General features: G+C 68.1%; 22 protein-coding genes. 11 read left to right on the top strand and 11 right to left on the bottom strand.

The window, feature by feature from the left end; all coding sequences use genetic code 11:
- Positions 1 to 2 precede the first annotated feature (2 nt).
- Positions 3 to 662 carry an aspartate/glutamate racemase family protein gene (locus C8P69_RS18585; RefSeq protein ID WP_108178940.1) on the top strand — a complete coding sequence of 220 codons (660 nt, stop codon included), beginning with the start codon at positions 3 to 5 and terminating at the stop codon, positions 660 to 662.
- Between the two features lie 18 nt (positions 663 to 680).
- On the opposite strand, the gene C8P69_RS18580 is transcribed toward C8P69_RS18585, so the two are convergent.
- The 3 genes from C8P69_RS18580 to C8P69_RS18575 all read right to left on the bottom strand — a co-directional run bounded on the left by C8P69_RS18580 (position 681) and on the right by C8P69_RS18575 (position 2,284).
- A complete protein-coding gene (locus C8P69_RS18580) occupies positions 681 to 1,064 on the bottom strand; it encodes a response regulator (RefSeq protein WP_108178939.1) in 384 nt (127 codons plus the stop codon).
- Between the two features lie 148 nt (positions 1,065 to 1,212).
- Entirely contained in the window at positions 1,213 to 1,371 is a 159-nt protein-coding gene (locus tag C8P69_RS23940; protein WP_170118297.1) for a hypothetical protein, read from the bottom strand.
- A 115-nt stretch (positions 1,372 to 1,486) separates the two neighbouring features.
- Entirely contained in the window at positions 1,487 to 2,284 is a 798-nt protein-coding gene (locus C8P69_RS18575) for a response regulator (RefSeq protein ID WP_108178938.1), read from the bottom strand.
- A 153-nt stretch (positions 2,285 to 2,437) separates the two neighbouring features.
- Between C8P69_RS18575 and C8P69_RS18570 the strand changes: the two genes are divergently transcribed.
- From C8P69_RS18570 to C8P69_RS18560, 3 genes are read left to right on the top strand one after another with little or no spacing between them, the layout of a single operon-like run.
- Positions 2,438 to 2,635, top strand: a complete 198-nt coding sequence (locus tag C8P69_RS18570; protein WP_108178937.1) for a NepR family anti-sigma factor — start codon at positions 2,438 to 2,440, stop codon at positions 2,633 to 2,635.
- Positions 2,625 to 3,185 carry a sigma-70 family RNA polymerase sigma factor gene (locus C8P69_RS18565; protein WP_108178936.1) on the top strand — a complete coding sequence of 187 codons (561 nt, stop codon included), beginning with the start codon at positions 2,625 to 2,627 and terminating at the stop codon, positions 3,183 to 3,185. The genes C8P69_RS18570 and C8P69_RS18565 overlap by 11 nt, the downstream gene beginning before the upstream one ends.
- Positions 3,186 to 3,189: 4 nt before the next feature.
- Entirely contained in the window at positions 3,190 to 4,833 is a 1,644-nt protein-coding gene (locus tag C8P69_RS18560) for a sensor histidine kinase (RefSeq protein WP_108178935.1), read from the top strand.
- A gap of 9 nt (positions 4,834 to 4,842) precedes the next feature.
- On the opposite strand, the gene C8P69_RS18555 is transcribed toward C8P69_RS18560, so the two are convergent.
- Together C8P69_RS18555 and C8P69_RS18550 are read right to left on the bottom strand one after the other, a co-directional pair.
- Positions 4,843 to 5,721 (bottom strand): transglutaminase family protein, encoded by an 879-nt coding sequence (locus tag C8P69_RS18555; RefSeq protein ID WP_108178934.1) that lies wholly within the window; start codon positions 5,719 to 5,721, stop codon positions 4,843 to 4,845.
- A 181-nt stretch (positions 5,722 to 5,902) separates the two neighbouring features.
- The gene (locus tag C8P69_RS18550) at positions 5,903 to 7,717 is read right to left on the bottom strand and encodes an ABC transporter ATP-binding protein/permease (protein ID WP_108178933.1); all 1,815 of its coding nucleotides are present in this window, start codon (positions 7,715 to 7,717) and stop codon (positions 5,903 to 5,905) included.
- A gap of 157 nt (positions 7,718 to 7,874) precedes the next feature.
- On the opposite strand from C8P69_RS18550, the gene C8P69_RS18545 reads away from it, so the two are divergent.
- The 3 genes from C8P69_RS18545 (at position 7,875) to C8P69_RS18535 (ending at position 10,421) form a co-directional block, all read left to right on the top strand.
- On the top strand, positions 7,875 to 8,633 hold the full coding sequence (locus C8P69_RS18545) for a Crp/Fnr family transcriptional regulator (RefSeq protein ID WP_108178932.1): 759 nt from the start codon (positions 7,875 to 7,877) through the stop codon (positions 8,631 to 8,633).
- Between the two features lie 100 nt (positions 8,634 to 8,733).
- Complete coding sequence (locus tag C8P69_RS18540) at positions 8,734 to 9,630, top strand: transglutaminase-like domain-containing protein (RefSeq protein ID WP_108178931.1); 897 nt, start codon at positions 8,734 to 8,736, stop codon at positions 9,628 to 9,630.
- Between the two features lie 125 nt (positions 9,631 to 9,755).
- Positions 9,756 to 10,421: a PRC-barrel domain-containing protein gene (locus tag C8P69_RS18535; RefSeq protein ID WP_108178930.1), complete on the top strand. Its 666-nt coding sequence runs from the start codon at positions 9,756 to 9,758 to the stop codon at positions 10,419 to 10,421.
- A gap of 73 nt (positions 10,422 to 10,494) precedes the next feature.
- On the opposite strand, the gene C8P69_RS18530 is transcribed toward C8P69_RS18535, so the two are convergent.
- A complete protein-coding gene (locus C8P69_RS18530; RefSeq protein WP_281260074.1) occupies positions 10,495 to 11,073 on the bottom strand; it encodes an extensin family protein in 579 nt (192 codons plus the stop codon).
- A gap of 349 nt (positions 11,074 to 11,422) precedes the next feature.
- On the opposite strand from C8P69_RS18530, the gene C8P69_RS18525 reads away from it, so the two are divergent.
- Positions 11,423 to 11,704 carry a hypothetical protein gene (locus C8P69_RS18525; protein ID WP_108178928.1) on the top strand — a complete coding sequence of 94 codons (282 nt, stop codon included), beginning with the start codon at positions 11,423 to 11,425 and terminating at the stop codon, positions 11,702 to 11,704.
- A gap of 18 nt (positions 11,705 to 11,722) precedes the next feature.
- On the opposite strand, the gene C8P69_RS18520 is transcribed toward C8P69_RS18525, so the two are convergent.
- From C8P69_RS18520 to C8P69_RS18505, 4 genes are all read right to left on the bottom strand, one after another.
- The gene (locus C8P69_RS18520; protein WP_108178927.1) at positions 11,723 to 12,211 is read right to left on the bottom strand and encodes a response regulator; all 489 of its coding nucleotides are present in this window, start codon (positions 12,209 to 12,211) and stop codon (positions 11,723 to 11,725) included.
- Between the two features lie 81 nt (positions 12,212 to 12,292).
- Positions 12,293 to 12,715 carry a hypothetical protein gene (locus tag C8P69_RS18515; RefSeq protein ID WP_146167378.1) on the bottom strand — a complete coding sequence of 141 codons (423 nt, stop codon included), beginning with the start codon at positions 12,713 to 12,715 and terminating at the stop codon, positions 12,293 to 12,295.
- A gap of 5 nt (positions 12,716 to 12,720) precedes the next feature.
- Complete coding sequence (locus C8P69_RS18510) at positions 12,721 to 14,331, bottom strand: AI-2E family transporter (RefSeq protein ID WP_108178925.1); 1,611 nt, start codon at positions 14,329 to 14,331, stop codon at positions 12,721 to 12,723.
- A gap of 91 nt (positions 14,332 to 14,422) precedes the next feature.
- Positions 14,423 to 16,870: a PAS domain-containing protein gene (locus C8P69_RS18505; protein ID WP_108178924.1), complete on the bottom strand. Its 2,448-nt coding sequence runs from the start codon at positions 16,868 to 16,870 to the stop codon at positions 14,423 to 14,425.
- Between the two features lie 333 nt (positions 16,871 to 17,203).
- Between C8P69_RS18505 and C8P69_RS18500 the strand changes: the two genes are divergently transcribed.
- The 3 genes from C8P69_RS18500 (at position 17,204) to C8P69_RS18490 (ending at position 20,044) form a co-directional block, all read left to right on the top strand.
- A complete protein-coding gene (locus tag C8P69_RS18500; RefSeq protein ID WP_108178923.1) occupies positions 17,204 to 17,377 on the top strand; it encodes a DUF1328 domain-containing protein in 174 nt (57 codons plus the stop codon).
- Between the two features lie 145 nt (positions 17,378 to 17,522).
- Positions 17,523 to 18,557 carry a sensor histidine kinase gene (locus C8P69_RS18495; protein WP_108178922.1) on the top strand — a complete coding sequence of 345 codons (1,035 nt, stop codon included), beginning with the start codon at positions 17,523 to 17,525 and terminating at the stop codon, positions 18,555 to 18,557.
- Entirely contained in the window at positions 18,554 to 20,044 is a 1,491-nt protein-coding gene (locus C8P69_RS18490; protein WP_108178921.1) for a sensor histidine kinase, read from the top strand. The genes C8P69_RS18495 and C8P69_RS18490 overlap by 4 nt, the downstream gene beginning before the upstream one ends.
- A gap of 173 nt (positions 20,045 to 20,217) precedes the next feature.
- On the opposite strand, the gene mtaB is transcribed toward C8P69_RS18490, so the two are convergent.
- Entirely contained in the window at positions 20,218 to 21,507 is a 1,290-nt protein-coding gene (gene mtaB / locus C8P69_RS18485) for a tRNA (N(6)-L-threonylcarbamoyladenosine(37)-C(2))-methylthiotransferase MtaB (RefSeq protein ID WP_108178920.1), read from the bottom strand.
- Positions 21,508 to 21,511 lie beyond the last annotated feature (4 nt).

Raw genomic sequence — 21,511 nt, 5'->3', positions numbered from 1 at the left:
CCATGCGCTTTCTTCTGGTCAATCCCAACACAAGCCAGGCGACGACAGCCGCCATGGTCGGCATCGCGCGCGAGGCCATGCCTGACGCGGAGATCGACGGCGTCTCGGCGCCTTTCGGCGTGCCGCTCATCACTGGCCCAACGGAGCTCGCCATCGCCCATGACGCGGTGCTGGCGCTGATGGCCGCGCGGCCGCCCTTCGGCTATCACGGCCTGATCGTCGCCGCCTTCGGTGACCCGGCCGTCGAGGACCTGCGCCGTACTGTCGCCATCCCCATCACCGGCATTGCCGAAGCGGGCATGGCGGAGGCCGCCGCCCATGGCGATTTCGCGGTGGTCACCACCACGGCCGACCTCGTCGAGAGCATCGCACAGCGCGCCATGGCCTATGGCCATACGGATCGGTTCCTCGGCACCGTTCTGACCCCGGGCGACGCCCACCAGGTCATGGCCGATCGCAAGGGGCTGGTGACCGCACTTCTCGCCGCCTGCCGGCGGGCGGTGGACGATCATGGGGCCAAGGCCATCGTCATTGGCGGCGGGCCACTCGCCGTGGCAGCGCGCGAGATCGCGGGTCAGGTCGGTGTGCCGGTGATCGAGCCGGTGCCGGCGGCCGTGCGGCTCGCCGCCGAACGGGCGCGGCGGTCGACGCTGCTGAACTGACAGTGCTGGCGGTCGCCCTCAGCGGGAGCCGGTCGACCCATCCGCGTCGGCCTTCAGGGCGCGGGTGACGAAGCCGAGGATGTCGCGGGAATGGAAGGGCTTGCGGACGAAGACGGTCCCGGCCAGCTCTTCCGGCAGGTCGGAGGGCAGCGAGCCCGACACGAAGGCGAAGGGTGTCCCGCGGGCGCGCAGCTTCAGGGCGACGTCGAAGGTTTTGCCACCGACGACGTCCACGTCGAGGAGGGCGCAATCGACATCGTCTTCGGCGAGGCTCTGCGCCTCGCGAAGACTATCCACGACGATGACCTCCGTCCCATCGCCGAGGTCATCGAGGACAGCCGCCTCGATATCCATGGCGATGAAGGGATCATCCTCCACGATGAGTATGCGCTGCCTGTCCATCCTCAACCAATCCGGGCCGGACCGCGCGCCGACACCACGGGTTCCCAAGAGCGCTCCTGGTACCACGAATCCATGAATGACACGTCATCGGCGATGCCAGGGCGGCACGGCGATGCAGCGAACGGCCGGCACACGACACCGGTCACGTTCAATGGCCGGCCTCCGCGAAGCGGACGACCAGGCTGGCGCCGCCGAGAGCTGCGGCCAGAAGGCCTGCATCGATCGCGACGGGAGCAGGGTCCACGACGCCGCCGAAGACGAGACCGGCCGCCGCCGCGACCACAATCGTCGAAACTGCAGACATCATGAGAGTCTCCCGGGCAAGCACGCGCGAACCTTTCGCCATCGCACCTGAAACGGCCGGGGGCCGGCGGGAGTTCCCGCTGGCCCCCGGAATTTTCTCCGATTGAAGCGACGCCCTGTCAGGCGACCTTCCGCTCGGAGCGGCGGTCGAAGAACAGCGCCTGGCTGATGGCCGCCTTCACCGCCTCGGGCTGGAACGGCTTGGTGATGAGGAAGGCAGGTTCGGGGCGGTCGCCGGTAAGCAGGCGCTCGGGATAGGCGGTGATGAAGATGACCGGCAGGTCGATGGACTGGAGGATCTCGGCCACCGCCTCGAGGCCCGAGGAGCCATCCGCAAGCTGGATGTCGGCGAGCACGAGGCCCGGCCGCTTGCGGGCGACGAGGTCCACCGCCTCCTTGTGGGTGCGGGCGATGCCGGTGACGGTGTGGCCCAGCTCCTGGACCAGCGTCTCGATGTCGAGGGCGATGATCGGCTCGTCCTCGATGATGAGAACGTCGGTCGCCACCTGCTCGGCGATCTCGCGCCCAGCCTGCTCGATCAGCGCGCTCGCCTCATCGATGGGGATGTCGAGAACGGCGGCAACGTCCTCAAGGGCAAAACCCTCGACAGTCCGCAAAAGGAACGCCTGGCGGGGTCTGGGCGTCAACGCTTCGATATTCCGCTCGACCGCACCAGCCCGGATGACAGCGGTATTCGGATGCACCATGTTGACGGGCATCGACGACCACAGCTTCAGGAAGATGCGATAGAGCGCGATGCGGGCCGACACAGTCCGCGGGAAGGTCGATGGATCCGCAACGAGCGCCTCGAGGGTGGCGACGACGTAGGAATCGCCGCCGGCCTGCGACCCATTGAGGGCGCGGGCGAAGCGACGCAGGTAGGGGAGATGCGGTGCGATTTCCGCAGCGATGGTCATGCCGAACTCCTGGTCGAATAGTGCCAAAAACAGCCTGGAACCCATTGGTATGGCAAGCGATTTATTTTTTTTCTGAGGCGGAACCCGCCATGAGGTTGTGCGTTTTGGGTTGGATCAGCGTCACATCCCGCCGCGGATGTCGGGGAGAAGTCGATGGGCGAGAGGACAGAGAAACAAGAGGCCGTGGAGCCGCCGGAGGAGCGCGACGTGGTGCTCGATCCGCGCATCCAGGAGGCCATCGGAAAATCCCTGAAGGCCCATTACGACGACCTCGTGAAGGCGCCCGTGCCGGACCGGTTCCTCGTCCTCCTGGCCGAACTCGAGGCCAAGGAGCGCAAGAATGGCCAGTGACGAGTTCCGCGAAGGCCTCATCGCCGAGTTGTCGAACCTGCGCGCCTTCGCCGTGTCGCTGTGCGGGTCCGTGCAGCAGGCCGATGACCTCGTTCAGGACACGATGCTCAAGGCCTGGGGCAATTCGGAGAAGTTCCAGCCGGGCACCAGCCTGCGCGCCTGGCTCTTCACCATCCTGCGCAACACCTACTACTCGCTCTACCGCAAGCGCGGCCGCGAGGTTCAGGACAGCGACGGCACGTATGCCCAGCGCCTGACCGTGTCGGGCGAGCAGGAAAGCGCTCTCGACCTCGCGGACTTCCGCGTGGCGCTCGCCAAACTCTCCGAGGAACACCGCGAGGTGCTGATCATGGTCGGCGCCTCGGGCCTGTCCTACGAGGAGGCCGCGGAGATCTGCGGCGTGGCGGTGGGCACCATCAAGAGCCGCGTCAACCGCGCCAGGGCCAAGCTCGCCGACCTGCTGGGCATTTCCAGTGTCGACGACATCGGACCCGACCGCAGCACCGCCGCCGTCATCCACCAGAACCCGGCCGACATGGCCCGTACATGAAGCGATGAATGTCACCGCCTTCCGGACGGTTCGGGGCCGGCTTCTGGCCCTGATCGTGCTCGTGATCCTGCCCATCGCCGTCATCACGGCGGTGACGGCGGTCGCGACCTATCGTTCGGTGCTGAGCTCCATCGAGGCCTCGCAGTTGCAAACGGTCGGCAACTTCTCGGTCCGCACCCGCATCTGGTACCGCGAGTCGCTTCGCACGCTGCTGACCGCGAGCGCCAGTGTCGCCGCTATCGGACAAACCGATGCGCAATGCCGGGCCGTCACGGACAGGCTGATCGCCGACAATATCGGCATCAGCGGCATCATCATGCAGGTGGGTGATGACACGGCCTGCTCGGCCGGAAACCACAGTTCGATTACCGAACCGGTTCTGATGGGGCTGGTCGAAAACTACCGTTCGCGGACCCGCAGCCCGACCTGGATCGGCAGCGAGATGGCCGAAACAAGCTATGGCGTCACCATGGTGGGCGACCAGCGCTACATGGTCATCTACGCCGGCCGCCCCCGCGGATCCTCGAGGATGGAAGGCCTGCTCCTGGTCAACGCCACGATCGTGGACCGCGCCTTCGATCTCGGCACACTCGGAGGCGGCACCGTGGTGGGCCTCGTCCGGACGCCGGGCGAGGTGGTCATCACCCGTGGTGCGGCCGAGCAGGATTCTGACTGGCTACCTGCGGAACTGCCGGCGCCAGCCCAGCTCCTGCGGTGGGAGGCGACAAGCCGCAGCGGAATGACCGCGACCTTCGGCATGCAGCTGGTGGCCGAGCCCGACCTCTACGTGCTGGCGCGCTTCGACCAGCAGGCCGAACGCGCCGCCTTCCTCCAGTTCATCGCGCTGCTGCTGACCCCGCTGGTGACGCTGATGGTGCTCTTCGCCGTCTATTCGCTGGCGATCGACACCAACATCGTGCGCTGGATCCGCGGCATCGAGGCGGCGGCGCTGGCGCGCGCCTCGCAGCAGCCGCAGGAGGCGCCTGTCGACCCGACCATGCCCGACGACATCCGGCGCGTGTCGGAAGCCTTCAACGCGCTCGTCGCCGACCAGGCTGATCGCGTGGAGCGGCTGAACGTGACGATCGGCGCCAACCGGCATCTCGTCCGCGAACTCCACCACCGCGTGAAGAACAGCCTGCAGGTGGTCCAGAGCTACATCAGCCTGGCGCGCCGTCAGCACGGCCCTGAGCACCGTTCCGTGCTCGCGGCAATCGAGGCCAAGGTCCAGGTGCTGTCCATCGCCTATCGCCATGCCCTCGCGCAGGGGGAGATGCGGCCCGTGGAATTGCAGCCCTTCCTCGACGAGGTGGCGGTCATGCTCAACGGCCTGCTCCAGGCCGGCCGGCCATGGGTCAGCGCCCATTCCGCCGCGGATCTCGCGCTCGTGGTCGACCGTGCCATTCCGCTCGGCCTGCTCGTCGTCGAGATCGCCTGTCACGCCATCGAGGAGCGGCACACGGACCATCTCGCGGTCGAGGTCAGCTGCACTGACGGCGACCATCTCGCTCTGGTGGTGGCCACCGATGACCGTCGCACTGACGCGATCGACACCAAGATCGTTCACGGCCTGCTGCGCCAGATCGGCGCCACGCGGCGGAATGGCCCGACGGAGAGCGGAGTCGGTCTCTGGGACATCCCGCTCTGACGCGCGGCGTCAGGCGACGGCGGCAAAGACCTGTGTCGGCGTGACGTCGACCCCGACCCAGAGTCCGATCTGCGCCCCCGGCGCGCCGGTGAAGCTGCCCGAGACCGGTGAGGCGTCGAGGGGCACGCGCGCCACCGCAACCCGGACCAGATGGGGATCCGCGACCAGCGCATTGGTCGGGTCGAACTCAACCCAGCCGTCCCCGGGGACGTAGACCTCCGCCCAGGCGTGGGTGAGTCCGAGGGCAGCGCGGCTGGAACCGGCCTCGCCGGGGGCATTGTGCAGGTAGCCGGTGACAAAACGGGCCGCATAGCCGAGCCGCCGAACCGCCTCGATGAACAGCCAGGCGAGGTCGCGGCAGGAACCGGCCCCCAGCGACAGGGTGGCGGCCGGAGACTGCGTCCCTTCCTCGTAGCGCACCGAATAGCCGAAGCCGCCATGGATCGCCTCGGCGAGCCGCGACAGGGAATCCGCATCGCCTGGCTCCTGAAGAACGCCGGAGAGCCAGTTTGCGAGCGAGCCATCATCGTCGGAGCTGGCCGGCGTGATGAAGGGCTGGAGGACGATGCGCTCGCCATCGGAGTAATGCGGCACGAAGGCGACGGCCGCCGCTGCGGGCTTGCGGAACAGGGCGGAGCCGTAGCGACGCAGGACGAGCGAGGAGGTGATCTCCAGGCGGTCGGCGGCCTCCGCGAAGGTCGCGAGCGCCACCGGGTTGCCGTAGACGTCGTGCGACCAGGCGAGCTCGGCCCGCGGAAAAATGTCCAGTTCGGTCTCGAGGATGCGCAGGTCGAAACTGTCCCGCGGGCGGAGCATGAGCCTGTGCGGTCCGAAGACCACTGGCTGGGCATACTGGTAGCGGGTGACGTGGCGGACGTGGAGGTCCATGGCTGAAGGTCCCGGCTGATCCGCCCGCAGGATCCGGACAAAAAAGAAGCCGCCAGAGGCGGCTTCAGTGAAGAGGTCCACATCGCGGGCAGGGATATGGCGATGATCGTCGAAAGAACCCCCGGCGATGCCGATGGTTCCCAAGCGACCCCATGATTTCGCCGCGCCCGTCCAGTCCGGCTCAGGCACTGCGGCGGCCAGCGCTGCGCACGACGCGCCAGAGCGAGTGGCGGATGGGGGCGGAGGTGACGCGGGCGCCGGCGGGACGACGGGTCAGGGTGATCTTGCGGCCGTGGAACTCCTCGAGCCCGGGACGGTGGCCGACGCTGATGACGGTGGAGGCGGCGAGCTCGTCTTCGAGCAATGAGAGAAGCGAGTCCTGGCTACCCTCGTCGAGCGCGGCGGTTGCCTCGTCCATCACGATGATCGCCGGCTTCTGGATGAGCAGGCGGCAGAAGGCGATGCGCTGGCGCTCGCCGCCGGAGAGCACGCGATCCCAGTCGTCCTCCTCGTGGAGGCGCTTGACCATGTAGCCGAGGCCACAGCGCTCCATGGCCGCACGGACGACATCGTCGTCGACCGCCACGTCGCCGTCCGGATAGAGCATCAGGTCTTTCAGCGTGCCGCGCGGCATGTAGGGTTTCTGCGGCAGGAAGGCGTACCGGACGCCACGCGGAAAGGCGATGCGTCCGGACCCCCAGGGCCACAGCCCGGCCAGGGCGCGAATGAGGGTGCTTTTGCCGGTGCCGCTCTCGCCGGCGATCAATACCTTCTCGCCCGGCTCGATGCGGATCGATGCGTCCTCGATGACAACACGGCCATTGCGGTGGGCCAGCGAGAGATTTTCGATCTGGATCGCGTCGTCGTCGCTCTCCTCGAGGCTGATCTGCTGGTCGTCCTCCATGATGGTGCCGATGTCGAGTTCCTCGAGCGTCTCGGAGAGTTCATCGACCCGGACAACCGAGGCATACCACTCGGAGAGTCGGACGAAATTGTCGACGAACCAGACGAGGGCGGCCTGGACGGCGGAAAATGCGGCGGCGACCTGCATCACCCCGCCGAGGGTGAGCTCGCCGGACAGGAACTTCGGCGTCGCCAACAGCAATGGCACGACGGGAAAGAGCGCGCCGTTGGTGTTGAGGACGAGGGCGAGGAAGCCCTGGCGGCGCACGACGGCGAGCCAGGCGGCCACGACCTGACCGTAGCTCGCGATAACGGACGAGCGCTCGTCAGCATCGCCCTTGATGAGCGCAATGCTTTCGGCGTTCTCGCGCAGGCGGGTCATTTCGGCGCGAAACTGCGCCTCCATCTCGTTCTTGGTGGAGACCTTTCCGACAAGCGCCCGGCCCACATAATAGGCGGCGAGCGAGGCAATGACGGCGTAGAGCACGGCGGCGATGGCCATGTAGGCCGGGATGAAGAAGGTGCTGCCGGCGATCTCGAAGGTGATCGATCCGGCAACGGTCCACAGGATCGCCGCGAAGGTGAGCGCCGTGACGGCGGCGCTCAGCAGGCCGATGGCGAACTCGACGAGTGGCTCGGTGGCGATGCGGACATCCTCGGCGATGCGGAATTCGGGTGCCTTGTGCTCGGTGGCGAGGAAACCGAGGCGATAGTAACGCTGGTCAGCGATCCACCAGCCGGCGAGGCGCTCGGTGACCCACTCGCGCCAGCGCACCTGCAGCAGCATGCGGGAGACGACGAGGCCGGACATGGTAAGGGACGCGGCGGCGAGCAGCACCGGCAGGAGACCGATCGCGGTGATCACGGCGCCCATGTCCTTGGATTCGAGGGCGTCGAAGAACAAGCGGTTCCAGCTGTTGATACCGACCTGGGCGCCGATCTGCGCGAAGGCGAAGGCGAGCACGACGATGGTCAGCAGCCATGCCCGGCCGGCAGAGGCGCCTTTCCAGAACCCGTTGGCGATGCGGAAGAAGGAGCGCGAGCGGGAGCGAGCCGGGACGGCGTCGGCGGGATGGGCGGCGGTGTCGGTCATGGGAGGTCCGGCGGATCGTCAGCCCCTCCCGCCGTCTCCCGATCCTTCGAGGGGGCGGCCATCACGATCGGAGGGTCGAGCCGGGAACGCTGGCGACGGTAACGGGTTCCATGTGGGTTTGAGGGGGGTGCCACGCGCCCCGAGACCACGAGGACCCATGCTCTCCAATCCTGTCACCCGGCAGTCGCTCCATCCCTGGTGCCATGCCTGCCCTTTGCGCCGGAAACGCGCCTTCCACCCCAAGACCGATGCCGAGATCGCCTTCACGGCCGAGTTCAAGACCGACCACCGCCGCATCGCCGCCGGCCAGGAGATCATCTATCCCGGCCAGGCGGACGCCGAGCTGTTCACGCTCTTTGCCGGCTGGGCCTTCCGCTACAAGGTCATGCAGGACGGTCGTCGCCAGATCCTCAACTTCCTCCTGCCGGGCGACCTGATCGGCCTTCAGGCCTCCCTGCTCGCCGTCGCCCAGCATGGCGTCGAGGCGCTAACGGATGTCGAGGTCTGTGTCTTCCCTCGCCGCAAGATCTGGGACGCCTTCGTGCGCATGCCGCAACTCGCCTATGAGATGGCCTGGCTCGGCTCCCGGGAAGAGAACCTGACCGATGAAAACCTGTTGTCGGTCGGCCAGCGCAGCGCGACTGAACGCATCGCCTCGCTGGTCATCTCGCTCTACCGACGCGCGGAGACCCTTGATCTCGTCACCGACCGGAGCTTCGACTTCCCGCTCTCGCAGCAGCAACTCGCCGATGCGCTCGGCCTGTCGCTGGTCCATACCAACAAGACCTGGGCGAAGCTCCGCCGCGCCGGCCTGTTCACTTTCGGCAACGGCCGACTGACGCTGGAGAACCCACGGCTGACCGAACGGATCGCCGCATATTTCGAGCGGGATCTGGTGGAACGGCCCATCCTCTGACAGGGTAGGCGCGGGAACCGGCGCCGCGCGCGCGGCGTTAGCCCCGACAGGCATCGGCGAGGGTCCGTCACGGGCACGGCCGGCAGCGCCGGGAGCCTCCATGCACATTCGCTACGGATACGACATCACCATCTCCTGCGAGCAGGCGACCCCCGCCATCCTGATGCTCGACGTGCATCCCGATCGCCGTGGCGACCTCGCCGAGCCCGACGAGCCCGAGGTCACCGCTCTCGTCGGCGGAGCGAGCCTTGTCACCGAGCCGTTCATCGATCCCTTCGGCAACATCGCCCGCCGGCTGCTGGTGCCGGCCGGGGGCGCGCGGCTGACCGCCGCGGGCATGATCCACGACCCTGGCTTCCCCGAGGTCCTGCCGCTGGACGCCCACGCCACGATGCCGCAGGACCTGCCCAAGGAGGCCCTGCCCTTTCTGGCCGGAAGCAGATATTGCGAGACCGACCGGTTGATGGCGCTGGCCTGGGAGCAGTTCGGCACGGTCCCCGCCGGAGGGCGTCAGGTCCAGGCGATTTGCGACCTCGTCCATGCCCACCTGCGTTTCGACTACATGGCCGCGCGCAGCACCCGTACGGCGGCGGAGGCCTGGGATGAACGCACGGGCGTTTGTCGCGATTTCGCCCACCTCGCGCTGACGCTGTGCCGCTGCCTCAACATCCCGGCGCGCTACGTCACAGGTTACCTCGGCGATATCGGTGTACCGGCCATGCCCGATCCCATGGACTTCAGCGCCTGGTTCGAGGTCCTTCTGGACGGGCACTGGCATGCCTTCGACGCGCGCCACAACCGGCCCCGCATCGGTCGCATTCCGGTCGCGCTGGGCCGTGACGCCGCCGACGTCGCGATGATCTCAACCTTCGGCGCGCATCGGCTCGAGAGCTTCGCCGTGATCACCGAAGAGGTGGAGGGCGACCGTTTTCCGCAGACGGCCGGGGAGCGGCGGGACCACTGGCAGGCCATGAGCCGATTCCGCAGCGCCGGCTAAGTATTTTACGGACATCCTCATGCTGGTCGATCGGAACAAAGGGCGCCGGCTGCGGTTGGGACTTTGACAGCGCGCGGCACCCGTTTCGCGCCGCTGCTTTCCGAAGAGCCATCATGAGGATCGCCATGTTCAGGAAACACCTCGTCACCGCGTCCGTCGCCACCCTGCTGGCCACCGGCGCCCTCGCCCAGACCAACACTCCGAACACCACCACCACGCCGGGCGCGCAGACCCCGGCCCAGACCGCGCCGGCAACGCCGTCCACCCGCGCCCAGCAGATGACCAATGAGCAGCTCACCGCCAACAAGATCATCGGCATTTCCATCTATGCGCCGAAGCCGGATGCTCCCGCCACCACCGGCTCGACCGTGACGCCGAACCGCAACGCCGCTGCTCCGAACGCCGGGGGCTCGTCCACCGGCACCCCCATGGGCAGCACCAGCGGCTCCACGGCCATGCCGGGTTCCGGCACCGCCACCACCACGTCCGGCATGACCCCGGGTCCGGGCTCCATGGCCATCACCCCGGTGAGCGACGAGCAGTGGCGCATGATGCGCGATCGCCACGACTCCATCGGCAAGGTCGATGACCTCGCGATCGGCAATGACGGGCGTGTCTCCCATGCCATTCTCGGCGTCGGCGGTTTCCTCGGCATTGGCGAGAAGAACGTCGCCATTCCGCTCTCCGATGTGAAGTTCATGCGCATGTCCGACGGGACGCTGGTCGGCTTCGTCACCAGCACGAAGCAGCAGCTTCAGGATATGCCGACCTTCGTGCGCTCCCGCACCTGACAACCAGCTCCCGGCAGGGAGTGATCGAGCCCCGCACCCCTCAGGTGCGGGGCTTTTCGTTAGCCGGGTATTTTCACTGACAAAGGCGGCTCTCTCCGTCGCGACCACGAGGTTCGCGGTCGACATGAAGGTGGTCGTCATGGGCCGCATCCGAGCCCGGTCCGAGCACAGTGGTGAACCAGCCACAGCCTGCCCGGCGCAGGGCTGCGAGATAGCGCGTCGCCGAAGCGTCCGAGGGCGTGGCGACAGTTTCGCGGCGCCCGTCCAGAACGATCCAGGCGATGTCGATGGCAAGACCCCGGCCATGGGCGCTGATGCGCGCGCCCGGCATCCGGTTGCGGCTGCGGCAGGAAAACCCGGGACCGGTCCCGACCGCCGTAACACGCGCCCCGAGATGACCCGCGGCGAGCGGGACCAAGGCGTCCCGCGTGAAGGCGGCCAGGACCTCGGCGAACCCGCAGCTCACGAGCGGTCGATCGGGAAAGGCCACCACGCCGGCCTCCCCCTGCAGCGCCTCGAGCCGCACCGGATCGGCGATGCGGCAGGCCTCGGGACCAGCGGGTTGGTTTTCGATCGTGAAGCGCAGCCCGGTGAGGGCCAGCCGGACAAGACAGGTGCTTACCGGTGAAGGAGGAGCCTGGGGCTGCGGCAGAGGCGCCGGCGTTGCTGTGGTGGTCGGTCGTGGAACGGGAAGCGGCGTCGTGCCATGCGCCCCCGGCGCAGGGCTCCCCGCGGTGAGGACGAGGGCCAGCGCGAAAAAGGCGCAGGGGACGCTCTGCGGCGTCGCTCAGCGGCAGGCCAGGGCGTGCACCGCCACGGCCATAACGGCCAGGACAATGACGTGGAGGTTCGTGGCGATATCGGCCATGGCCAAAGCTCCCGATGGGACTGTCGGGAGAACGTGTGGGCATGACGGCAGGTTCCGCCGGAAAGTCCAGAGATTCACTGAACTTTCGAGCCTCGGAAGCGTTGGTTCCATGACACGAGACAGGAGACTCTCCATGGATCGCCAGGCCCTGATTGCCCGCCCCGCCACCAAGCGCCGCGCCGCGCTCTGGGCCATCGCCGTCATCGCCGCTGGCACGGTCGGCGCGATCGCCGCAGGCACGGCCGCGATGGTGGCTGACCGGCATTCCCCGGTGCGAGCCATTGCAGCTCTGCCCGCTCCCGCCGATCTCGACCACGCCCATCATGCCTTCGATGCCTTTCGGGACCAGCCGCCGCAGCCTGGGGTGGGCAGCACGGCCTCGGTGGCTGCCCAGGAGGGCGGCAGTCGGCTGTAAGGGTCTGTGCGGGTATAATCAGGCGTCGACCAGGCCTCCCGCGTCCGGGTGGCTCCGCCGCCGCATCTCGTGACGCAGGATCTCCTGCAAGATGCTGGCGTTCAGTGGCTTTGGCAGAAAAACGTGGTCGATGCGCGCCAGCACCGCATCGACCGTCTGATCCCCCGACACCACGACGACCTTGATGCCGCGCTCGGCGAAATCAGCGGCGATGCGCGGACCTGAGCGCCCGTCGCCAAGATGCAGATCCACAATGGCGAGGTCGGGCAAGGTGAGCGCAGCAAGCCGGTGCGCCTCATCGTGCGAGGGTGCCGAACCGCAGGTGACCGCGCCGCATTCGGCAATGCAGGTCTCAAGCTCCAGGGCCAGCACCGGATCATCCTCACAGACCAGCACGCGGAGAGTTTCCGGGCCCTTGCCATTGCCGCGCAGGCTGCGGGACGCGGTCACGAGATATTGGCCCGCAGCGGCAGCCGGGGGCTTGGTCGGCGACACATCGATGGACATGCACTGCTCCTTCGGCGGGCAGCCTTCATGGCGAAGGCCGCGCGCGACGCGGATGGGAACGGTTGAGCGGAATCAGCCGGGTCAGCTGTCGGAGCGGGCAGCCCAGCGGCTGCCGACGAGCGCGCCAACGGCGAGGACGGTGGCGGCGATGGTGGCCGCAAGATTGGGGCGCCGGGCGAGGGCCCGAAGGGCGACAGGCGCGACCGTCGGCGCCACGACAAGCGCCGTGGTCGCCATGGAGCGTCGGCGCTGGGCGCGCCATTTGATGGCCAGACCGATGAGCGCGATTCCGAGGGCCAGCACGAAGAACCAGCCGGCGAGGACCAGGCTCGCCACATCGGCGCCGTAGCGCCAGGCGAGCGCTCCGTGGCCGGCAGCAACGAGGAAGCCGAGCGAACACAGCAGGGCCAGGCCGGCAACGGCATAGATTGCCGCCACCAGGATGCTGCGCTTCACGGAAGCCCCGAGCTCGGCAACGCCGAGCAATGCCAGTCCCCTCCACATGATGCTCACCGCGACGAGAGGAAGCCGAGAACGACGCCGGCTGCGGCGGCAAGGCCAAGGGTGTGCCAGGGCCGCTCGGTGAGCTCGTCGGCGATCATCTTCTTCAGGTCGCCGGCCTGGTCCTTGGCGGCGCCGAACATCACGTCGGTGTCGATGCCGACGGCCTTCAGCTTGGCATTCACGTCGCGCGCGACATCCGCCGCACCGTCCATGGCTGCGTCCTTCATTTCAGCGGCCTTCTCGCCGGCACGGGCGGCGCCGTCGGCCATGTCGGAAGCGGCATCACGCAGCGGTGTGCCGGCCGAGCGAGCAGTCTCGCGAAGCCCAGCCTCGGCATGGCCGGAGGTGTCGTGCAGGCTGTCACGGGTGGTGGTCTGGGCGGCGATGGGCATGGGAAAACTCCTGCTGTCAGGCGGTGAGGGACGTCGGGGTCGACGCTGAATTGTCGCTTCGAACGGTAAACTCGCGGCGGGGGTCGCAGTTCCTGCGGCGGCGTCCGACGCCTCGGCCTGGGCGATTTCATGGGCGATGCGGTAGGATCGCAGCACCTCGACCATGACGATCCCGACGAGCAGCAGCGGCGTCGAGAGGATGGCGCCCGCCGGACCCCAGAGCCACAGCCAGAAGACGAAGGACAGGAAGACGAGGAAGGGAGAGACCGTCAGCCGCTGGCCGACGAGGCTGGGGGTGAGGACGTTTCCCTCGATCACATGGATCACGACATAGGCGGCGCCGGGAGCCATGGCCCAGGCGGCGTTGTCAGTGAGCGTGATGCCCGCACCGACCATGAGCGCCGCGACGATCAGCGGCCCGATGAACGGCAGGTAGTTCAGCACGAAGGCGAGCGCCGCCCAGAACAGCGGATAGGGGAAGCCCGCGACCCAGGCGATGAGCCCGGTCACCGCGCCCATGCCGAGGTTGATGATGGTGACCACGGCGAAATAGCTGCCGATGCGAGTCTCGACCTCCTCGAAGAAAGAACCGGCGACCTGCCGGGCATCCCGGCCGAAGCAGAGGCGCAGGATACGCGCCTTCAGCTGCCGGCGGGCGGCGAGGTAGAAGAAGATCGTGGCGACGAAGATGAGAAGCCCGCCGGCGGCGCTGGTGGAGGTCACCGCGATGTTCAGCAGCGGCGTGAAGGACGAGCCGGCGGCCGTTTCCGTGGCGACGGGACGGGTGGCGTTGTCGGGAACGCCCTGAAGCCGGCGCATCATGTCGAAGAAGCCATCGAACTTCGCCCTTAGCGTATCGACGATGGCCGGGATCTGGTCCGCGCCGAGGGCGACGGGTGCCGCGAGCACCGCGAAGAGCACGATGATCAGGAGGAGCCCGACCATCACGACCACGCCGGCGGCGGCGGCATGCGGCCAGCCGCGCCTTACAAGCAGGTCCGCGAGCGGCCCCAGCACCAGGCCGAAGACAATGCCCGCCGTGACCGGCAGCGCAACCGGACGGGCGATGGCGAGGGCGGCGGTGGCCAGGATGACGAAGATGCCAAGCGTGGCGTAACGGACGACCGGATCATGGTCGCCCATGTCGAAGAAGCCGGGCTCGTCGGCAGCCGGCTCCGGCGGCTCCTCTGGCCGCGGCAGAAACCAGAGCAGCTCGCTGCGCATCACCCGATCCTCCAGGCCGATCTGCCCGCTCCGGGGCTGGGCGGCACGAGAACCCCCCGGACCGCCCGGCGGTTCCCTCAGGGTGAGCGGCTCAGCGCACGTCGTCCTTGCGCAGCACCACGTCGATCCGGGCGACGACGCCCTCGGGCCGGTAGTCGATGGCGACCTCGCCACCGAGCTGGGAGGCCAGCAGCCGGTTGAGGAGCAGCGAGCCGAAGCCGCGGCGCTCGGGGGTCTTCACAGGCGGGCCACCGGATTCCCGCCAGACGAGACCAAGCCGGGGTTCGGGTCCGGTGCCTTCCAGGCTGATGGTCACGTGGACCTGGCCCTCCGGCACCGAAAGCGCGCCGTACTTCACCGCGTTGGTGGTGAGCTCATGGATGGCCATGCCGATGGGCACGGTCATGTCCCGGGGGATCACAACGGCCGGTCCGTCGAGGGTGACGCGGCCCTCACCGTCGCCGAGATAGGGGGCGAGTTCGCTCTCGAGGATATCGATGAGTCCGGCACCGGCCCAGGCCTCGCGGGTGAGCAGCGAATGGGTCCGCCCCAGCGAGACGAGGCGGTCGGAGAAATCCTCGCGGAAGGTCTCGAAGGACGAGGCCGATCGCCCCGTGGCCGAGGCGATGGCCTGGACGGTCGCGAGGATGTTCTTCACGCGATGGTGGAGCTCACGGATGAGCATCTGCTGGCGCTCGTCGGCCTGTTTGCGGGCGCCGATATCGAGGGCGGTGCCGAGCACCTGCGTGACCTCGCCGGAAGCGTCGCGCAGGAACGGCGTCTCGCGCACCAGGAACCAGCGCCATGATCCATCGGTGTGCCGGATGCGATACTCGAGCTCGCGGATCTCGCCATCTGCCGCTCGCCGGACCTTGGCCGCGAAGGCTGCAACCCGGCGGCGGTCTTCCGGGTGAACGACCTCGGCGAGAGCCTTGAGCGGCCGGCCCATCAGTTCGGACGGGGCATAGCCCAGCGCCTCGAAGATCTGCGGATTGACGTAGGCGTTGCGGCGGCGCTTGAGGTCATTGATGTAGATAAGATTGGGCGCCGAGATCATCAGGCGCTCGAGCCGCGCCTTCTGCTGGGCCAGTTCCGCCACGCGGGCCTTGAGCTGGCCCTGGGCGGCGACAAGCGCCTCCTCCGCCAGCTTCTTGTCGTGGATGTCGGTGCAGGTGCCGAACCAGCGAACGATGTTGCCATCGCCGTCGCGCACCGGCACGGCACGGCCCATGAACCAGCGATAGCTGCCATCGCCCGCCTTGAAGCGATACTCGATCTCGTAGGGCTGGCCGGTGCGGAGCGATTCCTGCCAGCGGGCGGCGGAGCGCGCCTGGTCGTCGGGATGGACCAGCACGTTCCAGATGCCGCCCATGGTGGAGCCGGGCTGGGTGCCGGTGAACTGGTACCAGCGGTCGTTGAAATAGTCGTGGTAGCCGTCGGGCAGGGTCGACCAGACCAGCTGCGGCATGGCGTCGGCGATGGTCTGGAAGCGCCGCTCGCTGGCCTCCAGTTCGGCATCGCGCACCCTGAGGCTCTCGGTTACCTCGGCGCGCAGGCTCTTCTCCTCCGCATAGGTGTCGCGCACGGCCGTGAGGATGCTACGCGAGGCGATCATGGCGGCAGTGACCGCGGCAAGGACCAGCACCGCACCGATCAGCGCGACGGGGCCGAGGGTCGCGAGGGCGAAGCGGCCGAAAACGCTTTCGGGCACGGCGATCACCGCTGAGAAGCGACTCGCCGGCGCTCGGGCGACGGCGAGGGTGGCGGGCAGGTTCTCGATCGTCCGGGTGCGGACTATGCCACTCCTCATCGCGGCGAGGGCCTCACGCACCGCCGGGATCGCCCGGGTTCCGATGAAACGGTGACCGTCGCGGGAGCGCGCCACGACCTGATCCTCGCCGTCGAGCACGGCGGCGATCCAATCGGAGGGAAGGTTCTGCGCCGCGATCAGGTCGCCGAACCGGGTCGACGGGATGAGCAAGGCCACCGCGACGCGCTGACCGCTGCGGGTCGTCGCCCCGATGGCCGCGACCACGGCCGGCTCATCAAGGCTGCCCCCCCGGAAGAGCGGGGAGATGGCCATGCGGTCGCTCGCCAGCGCCTCGCGGGCAATGGCGCCCCCGGCTGTTTCGGTGAGGGCGACACCGCCCTCGCCGAGGCTGAAATAGGTGTTGAGGATGCGCCGGCCTTCGGCATCGAGGATGGCCACGAAAGTGCCGGGGCGGGTGGAGCGCCGGGCCTGCTGGTAGAGCGCCAGCCAATCCCCGGCGGCGAGGGACGGCGAGGCCGCGACAGCCCGCAGATAGACCTCGGCATTGCTGAACTGACTGTCGACGGCGGAGGCCAGCGTACGCGCCTGATCGACGAGCCGGCCTTCCATGCGTGTGCGCTCGGAGCGGTTGGCCTGCCACACCGCGCCCATGGCAAGCACCATCAACGGCACGCTGATGCCGATGACCAGCAGGACGAGCCGCCGCCGGAGCATGGACAGCCGGCGCCGATCGTCGGTCTCCGCGATGGTGGCGGTGGCGGCTGTCACGCGCGGAGGGCCCCGGTCCTTGCAGGCTGCGCCGGTCGTGACGGGCTCAGCGGGCTTACGCGACGCGGGGTCCTCTCGATATCGCGCACCAGCCACTCCCTCGGCGCCACCGCTCGTCCGGACCGGCCGCCCATATGGCGGTCCGATCCGGAGACACGCTTCCGCGACCACAACGCCGCGCGTCCGAAAAAGTTCCTTCGCAGGCCAAACCGGTTGCGATGCCTACCATTGTACAGGTGCGGCGGAACCCGGAGGCCCATCGCCGGTTTGTTCGCTGACATCTCGATGTCGCCGGCCCATGCGGGCCCAAGCATCATTGTTCAGGAGCCAACCATGGGTAATCTTCTCTACTGGGCCGTCGTCTTCCTCATCGTGGCGGTGGTTGCCGCCTTCCTCGGCTTCGGCGGCGTCGCCGGCACGGCCATGAGCGGCGCGCAGCTGCTGTTCTGGGTCGCCATCGTGCTCTTCGTCGTCTCGGTTGTCGCCGGCCTGATACGGCGCGCCTGACCGACGCGGGGACCAGGGGACCCGCGGTTGACCGCGGGTCCGGACGAGGTCCGCGGCTTGCCGCGGGCTTCGCCCTTGCGTCTTTTGACATGTCCTCTCGGCGGTCTGATGGTACAGAGAGCTGGGGTAGCGTTACCGGAATGTCATGACGCAGGGTCATCTCGTCCAGCGGTTTGCGTTGGGTGTCGGGCTGTTCGCCGCGGCCCTGGGATTGCGCTTGGCCGCTGAACCGCTCCTCCCTCCGGGCTTTCCCTTTCTGACCTTTTTCCCGGCTGTGATCATCACAGCCTTTGTCGCGGGCGCGGGGCCGGCCATCCTCTGCGCTACGCTCAGCGGCATCGCGGCGCTGTATTTCTTCATCCCACCCGAGCGGTCCTTCGCCCTGGACCTGCAATCCGGCGTCGCCATTTCCTTCTTCGCGATCATCTGCGCCGTCGACATCCTCATCATCGACCGGCTGACCACGGCCCTCGCAGCTCTGCGGGCAGAGCGGGAGAAGGCCCTGCACCATGCCGGCCAGCGGGATACCCTGTTCAAGGAACTGCAGCACCGGATCGGCAACAATCTCCAGTCCGTCTCGGCTCTGCTCAACGTGCAGATGCGCGCCGTCTCCGATCCGGCGGCGAAACGCGCGCTGGCTGACGCCGTGCAGCGCGTCGGCATCATCGCCGACATCCACCGCATGTTCCACGATCCGGCGCATGCGGATGGCCGCATCGACGAGGACTTCGTGCGCGAGCTGGCGGAACGTTGCATCGCCGCAGCGGGAGCGGGCGACAAGGTCTCGCTGGTGACCTCGATCACCCCCATCGCCCTGCCGCAGGACAAATTCCTGCCCGTGGCGCTGATCATGACCGAGTGCATCAACAATGCGCTGGAGCACGGGCTCGGCGCGCGCGACCACGCCACCATCGAGGTGATGCTCAGCCGCACTGGCACGGATTGCGACCTGACGGTGCGGGATGACGGTCCCGGACTTGCCCCCGGCTTCGATGTCGCGACCGCCCGCAGCATCGGCATGACGGTCCTGCGGGCCTTTGCCAGCCAGCTCGACGGGCGTTTCAGCATGACGTCCGAAGGTGGCACAGTATGCCGCCTCACCTTCCGCGCGCCGGTCATTGAGGACCGCATGGAGGTCGCCTGGTCAGCTTCCGGATTGAAAGCAGCTCAGCCCTCATGACCCCTTCCAGCGACTGGGCCGGCCGATTGGCGAGCCGCGGCGGTGAAATGGGCCGCGCCATCGCCGACCATGACTGGGCCGCCACGCCGCTGGGGCCCATCGAGGGCTGGTCGACGACCCTCAAGGCGATCGTGAAGCTGATCATCGGCTCGCCCGTACCGCAGGCGCTGCTGGTCGGACCCAACGGTATCCTCATCTACAATGCCGGCTATGCGCAGATCTGCGGCGCACGCCATCCCGCGGTCCTCGGCACGCCCGTCTGCGAGGCCTGGGCGGAGGCCGCCGCCTTCAACCGCAATGTGCTCGACACGGTGCTCGCCGGCGCGACGCAGACCTATTCGGAACAGGCCTTCGTGCTCTACCGCAACGGCGGTCCGGAGGACGTCTGGTTCGACCTGAGCTACAGCCCCATCATCGAGGAAGACGGCGAGCGCATCGGCGTCCACGCCATCGTGGTCGAGACGACGGACCGGGTCCGTTCCCAGCGCGAGCTGGCCCGCAGCCGGGAGCGCCTCGCCTTCGCGCTGAACTCCGCGGGGATGATCGGCACCTGGGACTGGCACATCGGTTCGAACCTGTTCTTTCCCGATACACGGCTGGCAGAACTCTTCGTTTCAGACGTCGTGTCGCCGGAAGACGGCATGCCGGTGGAGCGCTATCTCGAGGCGATCCATCCCGAGGACCTGCCGCGGGTTCAGGCGGCCTTCCGGGAGGCGATCGCCGAGAAGGACAAGTATTCCGAGGAATACCGGCTGCGGGGGCGCGACGGCTCCTGGCGCTGGGTCATCGCCCGCGGCGAATGCCTCTACAACCACGCGGGGCGGCCGGCGCGCTTTCCCGGCGCCATCGTCGACATCACCGAGCTCAAGGAGTCGGAGGAAGCGCGGTCGATCCTGCTGCGCGAGCTCAATCACCGCGTGAAGAACATCTTCGCGGTGGTCTCAGGCCTCGTCTCGATGACGGCGCGAACGGCGACGACGCCGCGGGACATGGCGGAGGCCCTGCGGGGTCGCCTCGCCGCGCTCTCGGCAGCACACGACCTCATCCGCTCTGCCGTGCTCGGCACCGAGGCGGGCCAAGAAACGACGCCGCTCGCGGATCTCGTCAGGCGGATCCTGGCCCCGCATGTGGAGCAGGACGACCGGGTCTCCGTGTCGGGGCCGGCCATCCTGCTGGGGCCGACCGCGGCGACGAGCCTCGCTCTCGTTTTCCACGAACTGGCGACCAATGCCGCCAAGTACGGCGCGCTGTCGGGGGAAGCCGGAACGTTGCGGGTGGAGTGGGTGATCACAGCCGCCGACGTGGCTCTCACCTGGGCGGAGCAGGCGCCGGGCGGCCTTGTCTCGGCGCCCAGCCATCGCGGCTTCGGCAGCCAGCTCATCGAGATGAGCGTGCAGCGCCAGTTGAAGGGCGCGCTGACCCATGACTGGTCAGGCGGCGGGCTCACCGCCATGCTGGTCGTGCCAGCGGACCACCTCGCCCGCTGACACGCAGGCGATCGAGACCTCAGCGCCAGAACAGCGCGAGGAGGATGATGATCGGCAGCGGTACGCCGACAAGCCAAAGCAGTGCGCCGCGTCCCAGTCCCATGATGCGTCTCCTGTGTTCGGGTTCGAACCGGATAACGCCGGGGTTTTCGTGGGGTTCCGAAGGTGAGGGCTCAGGCGGCGAGGGCCTCGCGGCCGTCATGGCCACTCACCGTGACGGTGAGGATCGAGCCCGGCGCGACATCGCGGCGAAGGCGCACTGGCGTGAAATGGCCGGTGCGGGCAACGCGGTCCGTCTCGGCGAGCACGGAGAAGGCGCGGCCCACCATGCCATCGAGATGTGCGGCGAGGGCTGCCTCTCCCTTGGCCCGCAGGCGCTTCGCCCGCTCCTTCACGACGTCGCGCGCCACCTGCGGCATCCGCGCCGCGGGAGTGCCGGGCCGCGGCGAGAAGGGGAAGACATGGAGGTGGGTGAGCCCGCAATCGTCGACGATGGCGAGGGAGCGGGCGAACATCTCCTCCGTCTCGGTGGGGAAGCCGGCGATGATGTCGGCACCGAAGACCATGTCGGGGCGCAGCCGGCGCACCTCCTCGCAGAAGCGGATCGCGTCGTCCCGCAGATGCCGGCGCTTCATGCGCTTCAGCACCATGTCGTCGCCGGCCTGCAGCGAGAGGTGGAGATGCGGCATGAACCGCTCCTCCTCGGCGATCACCGCCATGAGGTCCGGATCGGCCTCGACGGAATCGATGGAGGAAATGCGCAGGCGCTCCAGCTCCGGCACATGGCGGAGGATCGCCCGAACCAGCGCGCCGAGCTTCGGCTCACCGGGAAGGCCCTGGCCGTAGCTGGTGATGTCGACCCCGGTCAGCACCACCTCGCGGTAGCCGTTCTCGACGAGCTTGCGCACCTGCGCCACGACCTCGCCCATCGGCACAGAACGGCTGTTGCCGCGGCCGAACGGGATGATGCAGAAGGTGCAGCGATGGTCGCAGCCGTTCTGCACCTGGACGAAGGCGCGGGAGCGGCCGGTGAGCCCGTCGACAAGGTGCAGCGCCTGTTCGCGCACCGCCATGATGTCGTTGACCGCGACCTTTTCGGAAGCGGCGATGCCGAAGTCCGGGCCCTGCGACAGGGCGCGCCGGGTCTCGCCCCAGGCCTCGGCCTTCATCTTCTCGTCATTGCCGATGACGCGGTCGACCTCGGCCATCTCGGCGAAGACCTCGGGCTCCGTCTGGGCGGCGCAGCCGGTGACGATGATGCGGGCGGCCGGGTTCTCGCGCTTCAGCCGGCGGATCGCCTGCCGCGCCTGTCGCGTCGCCTCGCCAGTGACGGCGCAGGTGTTGACGACAATGGCATCGGAGAGGCCCGCTTCGGCGGCGAGGCGCTGCATGACCTCGGATTCCGACGTGTTGAGCCGGCAGCCGAAGGTCACGACCTCGACGGAGGGGCGAGCAGCGGACATGAGC

The sequence above is a fragment of the Phreatobacter oligotrophus genome (assembly GCF_003046185.1).
GTDB lineage: Bacteria > Pseudomonadota > Alphaproteobacteria > Rhizobiales > Phreatobacteraceae > Phreatobacter > Phreatobacter oligotrophus.
This window is presented reverse-complemented; position numbering and strand designations above follow the sequence as displayed.

Excerpts from the sequence above, each read along its gene's own strand:
- C8P69_RS18585 (WP_108178940.1), top strand. The coding sequence starts at position 3 with ATGCGCTTTCTTCTGGTCAATCCCAACACAAGCCAGGCGACGACAGCC.
- C8P69_RS18580 (WP_108178939.1), bottom strand. The coding sequence starts at position 1,064 with ATGGACAGGCAGCGCATACTCATCGTGGAGGATGATCCCTTCATCGCC.
- C8P69_RS23940 (WP_170118297.1), bottom strand. The coding sequence starts at position 1,371 with ATGATGTCTGCAGTTTCGACGATTGTGGTCGCGGCGGCGGCCGGTCTC.
- C8P69_RS18575 (WP_108178938.1), bottom strand. The coding sequence starts at position 2,284 with ATGACCATCGCTGCGGAAATCGCACCGCATCTCCCCTACCTGCGTCGC.
- C8P69_RS18570 (WP_108178937.1), top strand. The coding sequence starts at position 2,438 with ATGGGCGAGAGGACAGAGAAACAAGAGGCCGTGGAGCCGCCGGAGGAG.
- C8P69_RS18565 (WP_108178936.1), top strand. The coding sequence starts at position 2,625 with ATGGCCAGTGACGAGTTCCGCGAAGGCCTCATCGCCGAGTTGTCGAAC.
- C8P69_RS18560 (WP_108178935.1), top strand. The coding sequence starts at position 3,190 with ATGAATGTCACCGCCTTCCGGACGGTTCGGGGCCGGCTTCTGGCCCTG.
- C8P69_RS18555 (WP_108178934.1), bottom strand. The coding sequence starts at position 5,721 with ATGGACCTCCACGTCCGCCACGTCACCCGCTACCAGTATGCCCAGCCA.
- C8P69_RS18550 (WP_108178933.1), bottom strand. The coding sequence starts at position 7,717 with ATGACCGACACCGCCGCCCATCCCGCCGACGCCGTCCCGGCTCGCTCC.
- C8P69_RS18545 (WP_108178932.1), top strand. The coding sequence starts at position 7,875 with ATGCTCTCCAATCCTGTCACCCGGCAGTCGCTCCATCCCTGGTGCCAT.
- C8P69_RS18540 (WP_108178931.1), top strand. The coding sequence starts at position 8,734 with ATGCACATTCGCTACGGATACGACATCACCATCTCCTGCGAGCAGGCG.
- C8P69_RS18535 (WP_108178930.1), top strand. The coding sequence starts at position 9,756 with ATGTTCAGGAAACACCTCGTCACCGCGTCCGTCGCCACCCTGCTGGCC.
- C8P69_RS18525 (WP_108178928.1), top strand. The coding sequence starts at position 11,423 with ATGGATCGCCAGGCCCTGATTGCCCGCCCCGCCACCAAGCGCCGCGCC.
- C8P69_RS18520 (WP_108178927.1), bottom strand. The coding sequence starts at position 12,211 with ATGTCCATCGATGTGTCGCCGACCAAGCCCCCGGCTGCCGCTGCGGGC.
- C8P69_RS18515 (WP_146167378.1), bottom strand. The coding sequence starts at position 12,715 with ATGTGGAGGGGACTGGCATTGCTCGGCGTTGCCGAGCTCGGGGCTTCC.
- C8P69_RS18510 (WP_108178925.1), bottom strand. The coding sequence starts at position 14,331 with ATGCGCAGCGAGCTGCTCTGGTTTCTGCCGCGGCCAGAGGAGCCGCCG.
- C8P69_RS18500 (WP_108178923.1), top strand. The coding sequence starts at position 17,204 with ATGGGTAATCTTCTCTACTGGGCCGTCGTCTTCCTCATCGTGGCGGTG.
- C8P69_RS18495 (WP_108178922.1), top strand. The coding sequence starts at position 17,523 with ATGACGCAGGGTCATCTCGTCCAGCGGTTTGCGTTGGGTGTCGGGCTG.
- C8P69_RS18490 (WP_108178921.1), top strand. The coding sequence starts at position 18,554 with ATGACCCCTTCCAGCGACTGGGCCGGCCGATTGGCGAGCCGCGGCGGT.
- mtaB (WP_108178920.1), bottom strand. The coding sequence starts at position 21,507 with ATGTCCGCTGCTCGCCCCTCCGTCGAGGTCGTGACCTTCGGCTGCCGG.